Annotated in this window: 11 protein-coding genes and 1 pseudogene; 9 read left to right on the top strand and 3 right to left on the bottom strand. The window is 52.1% G+C overall.

The genetic code is table 11. The features are described from left to right. Positions 1-146 precede the first annotated feature (146 nt). From GE278_11430 to efeB, 3 genes are all read left to right on the top strand, one after another. Positions 147-998 carry an FTR1 family protein gene (locus tag GE278_11430; protein ID QLK61340.1) on the top strand — a complete coding sequence of 284 codons (852 nt, stop codon included), beginning with the start codon at positions 147-149 and terminating at the stop codon, positions 996-998. Positions 999-1,043: 45 nt separating this feature from the next. Next, positions 1,044-2,183, top strand: a complete 1,140-nt coding sequence (gene efeO, locus GE278_11425) for an iron uptake system protein EfeO (GenBank protein QLK61339.1) — start codon at positions 1,044-1,046, stop codon at positions 2,181-2,183. A 76-nt stretch (positions 2,184-2,259) separates the two neighbouring features. Next, complete coding sequence (gene efeB / locus GE278_11420) at positions 2,260-3,567, top strand: deferrochelatase/peroxidase EfeB (GenBank protein ID QLK61338.1); 1,308 nt, start codon at positions 2,260-2,262, stop codon at positions 3,565-3,567. A gap of 34 nt (positions 3,568-3,601) precedes the next feature. Here efeB and GE278_11415 read toward each other — a convergent pair whose 3' ends face one another. Beyond that, on the bottom strand, positions 3,602-3,931 hold the full coding sequence (locus GE278_11415; GenBank protein ID QLK61337.1) for a HigA family addiction module antidote protein: 330 nt from the start codon (positions 3,929-3,931) through the stop codon (positions 3,602-3,604). 53 nt (positions 3,932-3,984) lie between these two features. After that, complete coding sequence (locus GE278_11410) at positions 3,985-4,299, bottom strand: type II toxin-antitoxin system RelE/ParE family toxin (protein ID QLK61336.1); 315 nt, start codon at positions 4,297-4,299, stop codon at positions 3,985-3,987. A 524-nt stretch (positions 4,300-4,823) separates the two neighbouring features. Here GE278_11410 and GE278_11405 point away from each other — a divergent pair. Next, a pseudogene (locus tag GE278_11405) lies at positions 4,824-5,263 on the top strand (hypothetical protein). A gap of 59 nt (positions 5,264-5,322) precedes the next feature. After that, positions 5,323-6,111: a phosphate starvation-inducible protein PhoH gene (gene phoH, locus GE278_11400; protein ID QLK61335.1), complete on the top strand. Its 789-nt coding sequence runs from the start codon at positions 5,323-5,325 to the stop codon at positions 6,109-6,111. A gap of 85 nt (positions 6,112-6,196) precedes the next feature. On the opposite strand, the gene chaA is transcribed toward phoH, so the two are convergent. Continuing rightward, on the bottom strand, positions 6,197-7,297 hold the full coding sequence (gene chaA, locus GE278_11395) for a sodium-potassium/proton antiporter ChaA (protein QLK61334.1): 1,101 nt from the start codon (positions 7,295-7,297) through the stop codon (positions 6,197-6,199). Positions 7,298-8,015: 718 nt separating this feature from the next. On the opposite strand from chaA, the gene GE278_11390 reads away from it, so the two are divergent. The 4 genes from GE278_11390 to GE278_11375 all read left to right on the top strand — a co-directional run bounded on the left by GE278_11390 (position 8,016) and on the right by GE278_11375 (position 14,052). Continuing rightward, the gene (locus GE278_11390; GenBank protein ID QLK61333.1) at positions 8,016-8,705 is read left to right on the top strand and encodes a gamma-glutamylcyclotransferase; all 690 of its coding nucleotides are present in this window, start codon (positions 8,016-8,018) and stop codon (positions 8,703-8,705) included. Between the two features lie 265 nt (positions 8,706-8,970). Then, positions 8,971-11,220 carry a TonB-dependent siderophore receptor gene (locus tag GE278_11385; GenBank protein QLK61332.1) on the top strand — a complete coding sequence of 750 codons (2,250 nt, stop codon included), beginning with the start codon at positions 8,971-8,973 and terminating at the stop codon, positions 11,218-11,220. A 211-nt stretch (positions 11,221-11,431) separates the two neighbouring features. After that, positions 11,432-13,000, top strand: coding sequence for an ABC transporter substrate-binding protein (locus GE278_11380; protein QLK61331.1), 1,569 nt, complete (start codon positions 11,432-11,434; stop codon positions 12,998-13,000). Continuing rightward, a complete protein-coding gene (locus GE278_11375; GenBank protein ID QLK61330.1) occupies positions 13,000-14,052 on the top strand; it encodes an ABC transporter permease subunit in 1,053 nt (350 codons plus the stop codon). The genes GE278_11380 and GE278_11375 overlap by 1 nt, the downstream gene beginning before the upstream one ends. Positions 14,053-14,059 lie beyond the last annotated feature (7 nt).

Here is a 14,059-nt window from a genome sequence, read left to right as displayed (position 1 = left end):
GCATTTCTCAGTTTGTACACAAAAAACAGCGTGCCGCCTCTTGTAATTCTTTTGGCAAGAATGATAATCACTATCGTTTCTATTTTACTTTTCTTTACAGAGTGTATGCACAATCTGTAGGTTCATTGCTTTACGGGAGTTCCGCTATGTTCGTTCCGTTTCTTATCATGTTCCGCGAAGGGCTGGAAGCCGCGCTGATCGTCAGCCTGATCGCCAGTTATCTGAAACGGACGCAACGCGGGCAGTGGCTCGGCGTGGTCTGGATTGGCGTTATCGTGGCCGCGGCCTTGTGTCTGGCACTGGGTATTTTTATCAATGAAACCACCGGCGAGTTCCCGCAAAAACAGCAGGAGTTGTTTGAGGGGATTGTGGCGGTGATTGCGGTTTGCATTCTGACTTACATGGTGTTCTGGATGCGCAAAGTCTCGCGTTCGATCAAAGTGCATCTGGAAGGCGCTATCGATAACGCGCTGAACTCCGGTCGCGGGCAGGGCTGGGCGCTGGTGGCGATGGTGTTTTTTGCCGTGGCGCGCGAAGGGCTGGAATCGGTGTTCTTTCTTCTGGCCGCGTTCCAGCAGGATGTGGGAATTGAAGCGCCAATCGGCGCGCTGCTGGGCTTAGGCGCGGCAATCGTGCTTGGTTTCCTCATCTATTACGGCGGTGTGAAACTGCATCTGGCGAAGTTCTTCAAATGGACCAGCCTGTTTATTCTGTTTGTCGCCGCCGGTCTGGCTGCGGGGGCTATTCGCGCCTTCCATGAAGCGGGTCTGTGGAACCGTATGCAGGATATCGCTTTTGATCTGAGCGGTACGCTCTCCACCCATTCATTATTCGGCACGCTGCTGGAAGGTATGTTCGGTTATCAGGAAGCCCCGACCGTCAGTGAAGTCTCGGTGTATTTCCTGTATCTGATCCCGGCGCTGTTCCTGTTCTTTATGCCACAGGGCAAATCGCCCGTGGCCGCACCGGCTTCCGCCGGGCACAAAACACAACGCTGATGTTACGTTATTTTCTTCTTCACACAGTTTGTCATGGAGTTGTACATGTCATATTCATCCCCGCTGTTTCGCCGTAAAGCTTTACAGATTGCACTGTTGTCCCTGCCAGCCTTTGCGCTGAGTGCCAACGTGCTGGCTGCTGATGTCCGTCAGGTTAAAATTACTGTTAACGATAAACAGTGTGATCCGATGGCGCTGACCGTGCCAGCCGGTAAAACGCAGTTTGTGGTGCACAACGCCAGCCAGAAAGGGCTGGAGTGGGAAATACTGAAAGGTGTGATGGTGGTGGAAGAGCGCGAAAATATCGCGCCGGGTTTCACCCAGAAAATGACTGCCAATCTTGAACCGGGCGAATACGACATGACCTGCGGCTTGCTGAGCAATCCGAAAGGGAAACTCACCGTGACCGCAGAAGGGGCAGCGACGGCGACCAGGCCGGACGCCATGGCGCTGGTTGGCCCGATTGCTGAATACAAAGTTTACGTGACCCAGCAGGTCGGTGAATTGGTTTCCCACACCAAAGCTTTTACTGATGCTGTCAAAAAGGGTGACCTGAAAAAAGCGCAATCCCTGTACGCATCGACCCGCGTTTACTATGAGCGTATTGAGCCGATCGCTGAACTGTTCTCCGACCTCGACGGCAGTATTGATGCCCGTGAAGACGATTTTGAGAAGAAAGCCGAAGATCCGAACTTTACCGGTTTCCACCGTCTGGAGAAAATCCTCTTCGCCGATAAAACCACCAAAGGCACTGAGCAGTTTGCTGACAAACTGTATGCTGACACCGTGGATCTGCAAAAACGCATCACCGATCTGACCTTCCCGCCAAGCAAAGTGGTCGGCGGCGCTGCCGGGCTTATCGAAGAAGTAGCCTCCAGCAAAATCAGCGGTGAAGAAGACCGTTATAGCCGCACCGATCTGTGGGATTTCCGTGCCAATCTCGACGGCGCACAGAAAATCGTGAACCTGCTGCGTCCGCTGCTGGAAAAAGCCGATAAACCGCTGCTGGATAAGATCGACGCGAACTTCAAAACTGTCGATACGCTGCTCGATAAATACAAAACTAAAGACGGTTACGAAAACTACGAAAAACTGTCCGATGCCGACCGCAATGCAATGAAAGGGCCGATCACGACGCTGGCGGAAGATTTAGCCAAACTGCGTGGCGTATTGGGTCTGGATTAATCTTGATGCCTTCCCCTCCGGAGAGGGGAAGGAGCCAACCGCGCAAGATCTGGCTTTTGATTTTGGGATTTCAGCAATGAGCAATAAAAACGATAATAAATCCGTTCAGCAGGACGTGACTTCTTCTTCCCGCCGCCGTTTGTTAAAAGGCGTGGGATTGTTAGGCGGGGCATTTGCCCTGGGCGGCGCAACCGGTGCGCAGGCCGAGAAAACACCTGGTGCGAAAAACGAGTACACCCCCGGCACTGTCTCCCCCGATGAACGCTGGGGTAAACAGCCTTACTACGGCGAACATCAGGCCGGTATTCTGACGCCGCAACAGGCCGCCATGATGCTGGTGGCTTTTGACGTGTTGGCGACCACCAAAGCCGATCTGGAGCGTTTGTTCCGTCTGCTCGACACGCGCTTTGCCTTCCTGACCACCGGTGGCACCGCGCCTTCCGTGGATCCGAAATTTCCGCCGATGGATTCCGGCGTTATGGGTGCAGAGATTTATCCTGACAACCTCACCCTGACGCTCTCCGCCGGTGATTCCCTGTTTGATGAACGTTTCGGTCTCGCGCCGCACAAGCCGCTGAAGTTGCAGCGTATGGCACGTTTCCCCAACGATTCCCTTGATGCAAAGCTTTGCCACGGCGATCTGCTGTTGCAGATTTGCGCCAATAACAGCGATACCGTGGTGCACGCACTGCGCGACATCATCAAGTACACGCCGGATTTGCTCAGCGTGCGCTGGCGCCGTGACGGCTTTATTTCGTCACACGCTGCCCGCAGTCAGGGCAAAGAAACGCCGATAAACCTGCTGGGTTTCAAAGACGGTACGGCGAATCCTGACAGCAAAGACAAACAACTGATGGACAAAGCTATCTGGGTAACTGCCGATCAGGGCGAACCTTCCTGGACTGTCGGCGGCAGCTATCAGGCCACGCGCATTATTCCGTTCCACGTCGAATTCTGGGACCGCACGCCGTTGCAGGAGCAGCAGACGATTTTTGGCCGCCACAAAGCCACCGGCGCGCCGCTGGGAATGGAAAAAGAGCACGACGTGCCGGATTACACCAAGGACCCGGAAGGGAAGGTGATCCCGCTGGATGCACATATCCGTTTAGCGAATCCGCGCACTAAAGAAACCGACGATAATCTGATGCTGCGTCGCGGTTACAGCTATTCGCTGGGCGTGACTAATTCCGGGCAACTGGAAATGGGGTTGCTATTTGTCTGCTTCCAGCACGATTTGGAAAAGGGCTTCCTGACCGTTCAAAAACGCCTGAATGGCGAGCCGCTGGAAGAGTACATCCGTCCGGTCGGCGGCGGTTTCTTCTTCACGCTGCCGGGCGTGAAAGATCAGAATCATTATCTGGGACAGGGGTTGATTGAGGCGTAAGGCCTGATCCTGCCCGTGAAGACGTTACTGTTAGCTAGGGATGGCTTTCAGGCCGCTCGAGAAAGGTTTTGAGAGTAACAACATGACTAATATCAGCCATTAAGCGCGGATTATTTTGCACTTCCCAGATATCGACATTTTTTTGCAGATTCAGCCAAAATTCGACAGACGTCTCAAAGGCTTTTGCCAGCCGGAAAGCAATATCAATGGTCAGCTTACGGTTGTTGTTGACCAGTGCGCTGATGGTATTGCGGTGAACATTCAGCATGACGGCCAGGTCATTAATTCTAAGACCGGTTGGTTCAAGGTATTCATATTGCAAAATATCCCCGACGGTTGCGGGTTTACGTGTTGTCACATCCATACGACTTTCCTTCTGGTATGCCTTCATTAAAATTGCAACGATTTTGCCTGTCGTTATCGATGGTTTCTGTAACAGTGAGGATCCAGAAATAAACCATGTGCCTTACCTTCACGCCAGTGAAAAATGAGGCGATACTGGTCATTCACCCGTATTGACGAAAAACCCTTGAACGGCGGCGCTAATTCTTCATAACGGTTTCCGGGTAGCCAGAGTAAATCCCGATAATCCATCGCAGCATTAATCATATCCAGCTTTCTTTCCAGAACACCCGCAAGCTTCCATGGGATTTTCCGATGTGGTGTGGCGAAATGGAAAAAGTCTTCCAGCCACTGATCGCGAAAGCTGCTGATCCTGAGCATATCGTTCATCTTAAAAACCCATCCTGGTTTCAAAGGTTGGGCACTGGAGCACTTTTGCACTGTGCTTCGGTGCATAAATTAACAGAGTTATTTTGTTCTGTATAGGAATTATTCGGCTTAAAACGAAGATGACAATACTCTTCATCCTGCAAACGCGTAGCGTTGATTGACGATACTGTGGGAGGTTTTCCACCTAATTTATGCAACAGTCATTATGGGGTAGCTAACCTGGGAGATATCACGCATTAAGAGAGGCGCTGTACGGACGCATAGGGCGGTGTACTGAAACATTGTTCGTGAACGCCACGGCCGCCATCTTAATGTGATGCGACACAGTGGCGGTTAGAAAACAACCTTAAGGAGGATCCTGAAAAGATCCTCAAGATCCTGTTGACGGCAGCTACAAATTTTTTTACATTTTGGTAACGCAATTATTTCAGCTGTCATTATACTGAAATCATAGACAGGTAGTTTTTCAACGTGAACGGCAAGCGCCGTGATTAATAGAAGAACTAATACTGCGGGGAGCGCGAATGGTAAAGTCCTTGTTTGGGCTGGTGAACGAAAATAACAAGCTTCACACATTCACTCGTTGTTGTCGCTTAAATGCAAACGAGGGCAAGGCTTCCGACTCTTTATTATTTACCCCTTCATTTTCAGTTTATTCTCATCTTTCTTCAAAGATGTCTTCATCCACACAACAACCCTGTTCTTTAACTGACTCTTCTTCTCCTAAATCCGGGAGGCTCTTAAACACTTCGGCGAAATGCACTGGTTTTAATTCTGGCAACGTAATTGTTCGGGTCAGCGGTTTGTCATTTTCGACGTTAATATCGAAAAGAGTGACAATGCCTCCACGTGAAAAGAAAACATCTGGTCGATTATTGAATAATCATCCAGTCGATTTTCCTCTTCACGTTATTCATTGGCTTCAATTGGTCTAAAAGGAGACCAAAACCTCATTTGTGCGTGAAACATAACCGTGCGGGCAACCGCCTTAGCGTTAAGTGAATCAAACTGTAAGGTGCCACTATGGGAAGACAGAAAGCAGTGATCAAAGCTCGCCGTGAAGCAAAACGAGTCATTCGTAGCGACTCACGCAGTCACCGCCAGCGCGAGGAAGAATCTGTGACATCATTAGTGCAGATGGGCGGTTTAGAATCGATTGGAATGGCACGAGATACACGCGACCACTCTGTTATCGAAGCACGTACCGAAGCTCAAGGTCATTACTTATCAGCCATAGAGAATAAGCAGTTAATTTTTGCCACCGGTGAAGCGGGCTGTGGCAAAACATTTATCAGCGCTGCGAAAGCGGCAGAGGCATTAATTCACAAAGAAATCGACAGGATTATTGTGACACGTCCGGTATTGCAGGCCGATGAAGATCTCGGTTTCCTGCCTGGCGATATTTCTGAGAAGTTCGCGCCTTATTTCCGTCCGGTCTACGACATTTTATTACGTCGCCTGGGTTCTTCATTCCTGCAATATTGTTTGCGGCCGGAAATTGGGAAAGTTGAAATTGCGCCTTTCGCTTACATGCGAGGACGTACTTTCGAAAATGCCGTGGTTATTCTGGATGAAGCCCAGAATGTCACCGCCAGTCAGATGAAAATGTTCCTGACCCGTCTCGGTGAAAATGTGACGGTGATTGTTAACGGTGATATTACCCAGTGCGATTTACCGCGCGGTGTAGTATCGGGTCTCAGCGATGCATTATCCCGCTTCGAAGAAGACGAGATGGTCGGCATCATTAAGTTTGATAAACAGGACTGCGTGCGCTCTGAGCTGTGTCAGAAAACGCTGAATGCTTACTCATAATTAACTCAAACTGATTGCAATAAAAAGGCCGCTCGTGATGAGCGGCCTTTCTTGTTATGGCTTTTATAAATGTGGTGCGCTTTATTTAAAGCATAATAATCATCATATATGCACAGAATAAGGCCAGATGGGCGGTACCGTTCAGGACATTGGTACGGCCCGTTGAGAACGAGATCTGGCACAGAATCAACACCGATAGCATGACCACAATGTTTGCAGGATCAAGGCCGAAAATCAGGTTCTGGCCGGTCAGCGTAGCAATCACGGTCACGGCCGGAACGGTCAGTGAAATTGTCGCCAGCACGGAGCCAAAGAATAAATTCATTGCACGTTGTACCTGATTCTTCAGTACGGCTTTCAGTGCACCCAACCCTTCAGGAGACAAAATCAGCAGTGCCACCAGGAAACCGGTGAACTGCGCGGGCGCATTCAACTCGGTCAGCAGGCTTTCCAGCGGGTTGGCGTTGAACTTAGTCACCGCAATAACCAGCACCAGATGCACGATAAGCCACAGGGTGTGTGTCAGATTACTTTTCGAAGAGGGCTTTCCGTGGCCACTTTCTTCATCTTCGTCTTCATGCTCGTAAATAAACAAACTTTGGTGCGTCTTGGTCTGGATCAGCAGGAAGACGCCGTACATCGCGGCAGAAATCACGGCCACAAACAGAGCCTGCGTAGTGGTGAAGTTACCGCCGGGCAGCGCCGCAGGCAGTACCAGCACGATGACGGCAAGCGGGAAAATCGCCATCAGATACTGCTTGATACCACCAAGATTCACATACTGCGTCGCAAATTTACGGCCACCGAGCAGCAGGGCAACGCCCACCAGACCGGCGGTGACGATCATAATGATCGAGAATAAGGTGTCACGCATCAGCGCGGGTGCGGCATCGCCTGTCGCCATCAGGGCCGAAATCAGACTGACTTCGAGGATGACCACTGAAAGGCTGAGGATGAGCGAGCCATAAGGTTCGCCGAGACGGTGTGCCAGCACGTCGGCATGACGAACGACGCTGAAGGCGCTGGCGAGGATACCCACCAGGGCGACTAAATTGATACCGACGACGGAAGGGAAGTTACTGCTGTTGCCCCACATGACGAGGACAATCAGCGCGACAATGGGGAAAATCAGGGAGTACTCCTGATGGCGGGTTTTGATTTTGGGATGTTCCTGAGACGACACCATGATGATTTTTCTCCTTATAAGCATGCGCGAACCAGCAAAGCCAGATCCGCGAAAAATAACAACCGCCTGTCCACCGGTTATCAGCAAAAACGCATGGGTGCGTAATGGTGTAACCTGTTAAGTATAGGAGATAAATTAATCTATTAACAGAAAATAATGCAGGTTAACCACAAAAAAACGACGTACTGCCTGTTTATCATCAGGTGTGGCGAATTACAGGCGCTTATACGCTGACTTAACTTGGCGTGTTAAATAATTAAAACAATACTAATCAAGTGTTTGGGTTTTCATATTTACCTTATGGACGCATTGCGTCAACTTATGTAAATAATCACGATACCCACAGGCTGAACAGGTGAAAAACCGCTTTTTTCGCTCAGATAAGGCGATTCATAAGCGGCCTGTGCATTGCCTCCCGGAAGCGTAGCACCGCTCTTGCGGCGAGGCAGAACTTGTCGGTTTATCTGTGATATTCCCGCCTAAAATTCAACATTCATACAATGTTCATAAAATAATCACTTTATTTTCGTTTTGTGATCGTTCTCAACCTTGATTGCAACGAGAGAAACGAATAAGGTCTCTACGTGCAGGGGAATACGAAAATTCTTAGGCGCTATGAAATCTGTCCCTGCAGATAACCATTCATCGAGATAAACGGAGTACACAGCGTTAACAGTATGGCATGTTCAAAAGTACGTCGTATTAAAGGAGGGAATGAATGTTAACTCGAGATTTTCTGCGAAATGCAGATTGCAAAACAGCATTCGGCAGCATCGATGAATCGATGTTATTAACCTCCGAACAACGCGCCGCCTCACTCGATTGCACACTGGTGCGACGCCCTGACAACAGTCCAGTGTGGATTTTTGGTTATGGTTCGCTGATGTGGAACCCGGTTTTCGACTCGGAAGAGGCGCGGCCTGCCACACTGCGCGGTTATCACCGTGCTTTCTGTTTACGTCTGACTTCAGGGCGCGGCACCCAGGCGCAGCCTGGTCGTATGCTAGCGCTGCGTGACGGCGGGCAAACCACCGGTCTGGCTTTCCGCCTGCCGGAAGATAAGTTACACGAAGAACTGGAACTGCTGTGGAAGCGTGAAATGCTGACCGGCTGTTATCGCCCAACGTGGTGTGAACTGGATCTCGACGACGGTCGCAAGGTCACCGCGCTGGTGTTCATTATGGATCCTTCACATCCACAATACGAAGCTGATACCAATTACCAGATTATCGCGCCCCTGATCGCGCAGGCGAGCGGGCCGCTTGGCACCAACGCGCAGTATCTGTTTGCCCTCGAAAAAGAGCTGGAAAGTTACGGTATGCGCGATGACTGTATGAGCGAGCTGGTCAGGCAGGTGCGGATGTTGCTTTCTGTTTCTCCCGGTCTCGATGTCCCCGGTCTGAGCTAAATAATTATCTTCTCGATTGTCTGGCTGCGATGTTCGTCTGCGCAGCCAGTCTTATCGCCTGGCATATTTATTCCCCTGAATTCAGACTCTTAACCGACTGCATTTTCCAAAGATTGTTAGCCTCCGATGTATACCCCTATTAACATCCTGTTTACCTTGCTTTTATTGCCCTAAAGGCAGTTGCAATTAGTTTTCCGATCAGCATAATTCAAATCGTTTTGATAATTATTACTATTAGCATTTGAACTTTTTTCAGGGAACTACTATGCACACTAAAAGTGGAGATTTTCACTCATTTGTTTCACCGCACCCGCCTGTTTTTAAACGGCGGATGTTGCCGGCAGTCATTTCTGCCGCATTGGGAATGTTGGCGCTGCCCGCGTTTGCGGCCTCACCAACTGCCCAGACCTCCCCGGCAAAAGACGGCGATACCATTACCGTCAGCGCAGAGCCGCAAACCTTCACTCCCGGCGGCAATGACACGGTGCCTGCGTATCTGGATGGACAAATCGCCAACGGCGGACGTCTTGGGATCCTGGGTGAACAGGACGCGATGAATGTTCCGTTTAACGTGGTCAGCTTCACCGAAAAACTGATGCAGGATCAGCAAACCCGCACGCTGGGTGATGTGCTGAACAACGATGCTGCCGTGCAAACCGGTTATGGCTATGGCAACTATTCTGAGACGTTTGTTATTCGTGGTTTTGAATTGTCGGGCGACGATATCTCTTACGGCGGATTGTACGGCGTGCTGCCGCGTCAGCTGTTGCCAACAGAATTCGCCGAACGCGTCGAGTTGCTTAAAGGTTCCAGCGCCTTCCTCAACGGCGTACCGCCGGGAGGAACCGGCGTGGGCGGTAACGTCAATATTGAACCAAAACGCGCTACTGATGCGGATATTAACCGTGTGTCGGTGGATTACACCTCGGCTTCACAGGTGGGTGGCGCTGTAGACGTTGGCCGTCGCTTTGGCGATAACAATCAGTGGGGCGTGCGCGTTAATGCGGTTCATCGCGAAGGGGAAAGCGCCATTGATGATGAAAAACGTCGTCTGACGCTGGGCTCTGTCGGGCTGGATTATCGCGGCGACCGCTTCCGTTCATCCCTTGACTTTGGCATGAGCAAAACCAGTGTTCACGGTGGGCGTCCGGTGGTGTATCTGGGTAAAGCGACAAAGATCCCTGATGCCCCGTCGGCGACCGGCAATTACGGTCAGCAATACGCCTCGACCGATATGGAAAACGAATTTGGCATGCTGAAAGGTGAGTATGACGTGGCCGATAACTGGACCGTTTACGCTGCCGCCGGCGCCAACCACACGCATGAATTCGGCAAATACAGTTCGCCGACGTTGCAGGATAACGACGGCAACGCCACGATGAGTCGCATGACGGTGCCATACTTCGCCGACAGTTTCTCCTCGCAGGCGGGCGTTCGTGGCAAATTTGATACCGGTGCGGTCAGTCACAACGTGAATCTCGGTATGTCCTCGCTGTATCGCAAATATAAAACCGCATACACCATGACCGCGGCGTCGATCAAAACCAATATTTACGATCCGGTGGATTACAGTGAGCCGCTGACGAATCTCTATAGCGGGGGTGACATGAGCGATCCGCTGGTGCGCAACCGCACCCGTTCCTACGGCGTGTCGCTGTCTGACACGATGTCGGTACTCGATGACCGTCTGCAATTTATCGCCGGTCTGCGCCGTCAGAACGTTGAAGTGAAAAACTATAACTATGACGGTTCCGAAAATACCTCGTTCGATCAAATGAAAGTCACCCCGGCGTTCGGTCTGGTGGTCAAGCCGTGGGAACATTACTCCTTCTACGCCAACCACATTGAAGCGTTGCAGGCCGGAGAAACCTCCGGGACGACTTATAATGGCCGTATTGTAACCAACGGCGGGCAGGTGTCCGGCATCGAAACCTCGAAGCAAAACGAAGTGGGCGTTAAAGCCGATTTTGGCCGCGTGGCAGGTTCGCTGGCGCTGTATGAAATCAAAAAGCCGGTTGGTATGTACCGCGCGACCGGCGAGGGTTACACCTACGGCAACTACGGAGAAGTGCGTAACCGTGGCGTCGAACTGAACGTGTTCGGGGAGCCGATACTGGGCGTTCGCCTCAACAGTAGCGTGACGTGGATGGATCCGGAGATGACCAAAACGCAGAGCGGCACCTATGATGGTAATGATGCCGTGGGCGTTCCGCGTTATCAGTGGGTGATCGGTGGGGAATGGGATATTCCGGGCGGCAGCGGTGTGACAGCAACGGGTAAAGTGATCCGTTCCGGTTCGCAGTTCGCTGACGAAGCTAACAAACTGAAAGTGGATGGCTGGACGCGTCTGGATCTCGGCGTACGTTACGCGATGCCAGTCGGACAAAGCACACTGACCTGGCGCGCCAATCTGGAAAACGTCACTAACGAGAAATATTGGGCATCAGCAACCGGCGGTTATCTGACGCAGGGTGATCCGCGTGAGTTCAAGCTTTCCGCGACCTATGACTTCTGATCCAGCGACCTCCCCCTTAGCAGGGGGAGGAGTACCAATTTGTACAGTAACAATTCCCCGCCAGCCCGCATTCCGACGCTTTAATAACCAATCAGATAACGTTATGCAAAATTCGCATAACGATAGTATTTATCAGACTTTCTGGCAGGTTGAAGAAACTTTACACTCTATAAAATATTAGCAATTTCGCTACTTTGGAGAGTCTGTCTTGATGAAAGCTTTATTACCGTCCGTCCTGTTTACGGCTATTGCGGCTACTTTCTCTGTTCAGGCTGCCACACCGCCGGACACGCTGGTTATCGCACAGTCTATTGATGATACGTCCAGTTTCGACCCGGCTCAGGGTTTTGAGCTGACGACGGTTCAGGCTTTCAACAATCTTTATCAGCGTCTGGTGCAGTCTGACGCGAATAATCCGATCGACTTGAAACCAACGCTGGCGACCTCGTGGGAAGCAGCGAAAGATAACCGCAGCCTGACTTTTACGCTCTCACCGAAAGCGACCTTCGCCAGCGGTAACCCGCTGACTGCCGATGACGTGATCTTCTCATTATCCCGCGTAGTGAAATTGAACCTCGAGCCGTCCTTTATCCTGACTCAGCTGGGCTGGAGCGACAAAAACGTTGATACTTTCCTGACCAAAATTGATGACCAGCACGTCAAAATTAGCTGGACTGCAGACGTCAGCCCATCGTTCGTGCTGAGCCTGCTGTCAGCGCCGGTTTCTTCCATCGTCGACAGCAAACTGGTGAAGGCTAATGCCGCAGGCGATGATCTCGGCCACCAGTGGCTGAGCAACCATTCCGCCGGTTCCGGCCCGTATCAGATCCGCAACTACATTCCGCATGAAGTGGTGATTCTGGCCGCTAATCCGACATCGCCGGAAGGCGCGCCAAAGTTGAAAACCATTCTGATTAAAAACGTGCCCGATCCGGCTGCCCGCCGTCTGCTGATCGAGCAGGGTGATGCTGATATGGCGCGTAACCTCGGTTCTGATCAGATGGCCGCGCTCGAAGGCAAGAAAGGCGTGAAACCACTGGCGATCCCTTATGCGTCGCTGTATTTCATGCAGTTCAACGCCAAAGCCTCTCCGGCGCTGGGTAATCCTGCCTTCTGGGAAGCCGCGCGTTATCTGTTCGACTACAACCACATTGCGCATGACCTGATGAAAAATCAGTTCCAGGTGCATCAGTCATTCCTGCCGGAAGGTTACCTCGGCGCCCTCAATGACACGCCTTACACCTATGATCCGGCGAAAGCTAAAGCAATTCTGGCCAAGGCCGGTCTGACAAACGTCAGCTTCACGCTCTCGACTTCCAACCAGCCGCCGTATCTGGACATCGCGCAGGCATTGCAGGCCAGCTTCGCGCAGGGCGGCGTGACCGTGAAACTGGATCCGGGTTTAAGCCAGCAGATTTCCACCAAAATTAAATCCCACGACTACGATGCGTACATGTCCTCATGGGGACCGGATTACTTTGACCCGAACACTAACGCCTCGGCGTTTGCATTCAACCCGGAAGATGGCAGCAAAACGCTGGCATGGCGCGCCAACTGGTCGATTCCCGCTCTCAACAAGCTGACGCTGGCTGCAATTGCGGAACCTGATCAGGCCAAACGCGTGGCGGATTATCGTCAGTTGCAGCTGGAAGTGCAGAAGAATTCACCGTTCGTTATCGGTCTGCAGGCCAAGAGCCTGATCGCCGTGCGCGACAACGTTAAAGGGTACGTGCAGGGCATCAACCCTGACATGGTCTTCTACAGCAAGGTCACCAAGTAATGACAGACAGTTCAACACCCGCCGGATTTGTCCGGCAGGGTTGGCGCTGGTCAGGTCGTTTGCTGACCGGCGTGATTTCGCTGGCGCTGACATTACTCGGCCTGCTGGCGTTTACCTTTACGCTTTCGCATCTGGCACCGATTGACCCGACATTGCAGGTGGCCGGTGACCACGCCAGCGAGGCCACTTACGTGCAGGTCCGCCGCGATTTGGGGCTGGACCAGTCTGTTCCGGTGCAGTTCATCCGTTATCTCGATCATCTCGCGCACGGCGATATGGGGATTTCCCGTATTACCGCGCAGCCGGTGGCCAGCGATTTATTGCGCACTTTCCCGGCGACGGTGGAACTGGCAACCTGTGCGATTTTACTCGGCGGGACGCTGGGCATTCTGCTGGCGTTGCTGGCCGTGTGGAAACCGGGAAGCTGGCTGGATAACATCGCGCGACTGGTTTCCCTGCTGGGCTATTCTGTACCGATCTTCTGGCTGAGCCTGCTTGGTCTGTTGCTGTTTTACGCCGTTCTGCACTGGGCTGGCGGGCCGGGGCGTCTCGACGATTTGTACATGTACACCATGACGCCGCGCACCGGATTTGTGCTAATCGATACCTGGCTTTCCGGTGACCGCGAGATGTTCTACAACGCCATCAGCCATTTGTGGCTGCCGGTAACGGTGCTGGCGATGCTGTCGATGGCGGGGATCACGCGCCTGCTGCGTGCCTCTATGCTCGGTGAAATGAATAAAGAGTACGTGATTCTGGCGCGTTCGAAAGGTGCGGGCAGGGTGCGCGTACTGCTGTGCCACGTCTTCCCGAACGTGCTCGGAACGCTCATCACCGTGCTGACGCTTTCTTATGCCAGCCTGCTTGAAGGAGCGGTACTGACCGAAACCGTGTTTGCCTGGCCGGGCGTCGGACGTTACCTGACGACCGCCTTGTTCGCCGCAGATACCCCGGCAATTCTTGGCGCTACGCTGCTGATCGGCACCTGTTTTGTGCTGCTGAACGCGCTGGCTGACGCCCTTACTTATTTGCTCGATCCGCGAACCCGCTAGTGGCCTG

It is taken from the genome of Enterobacteriaceae bacterium Kacie_13 (assembly GCA_013457415.1).
Lineage (GTDB): Bacteria > Pseudomonadota > Gammaproteobacteria > Enterobacterales > Enterobacteriaceae > Rahnella.
This window is presented reverse-complemented; position numbering and strand designations above follow the sequence as displayed.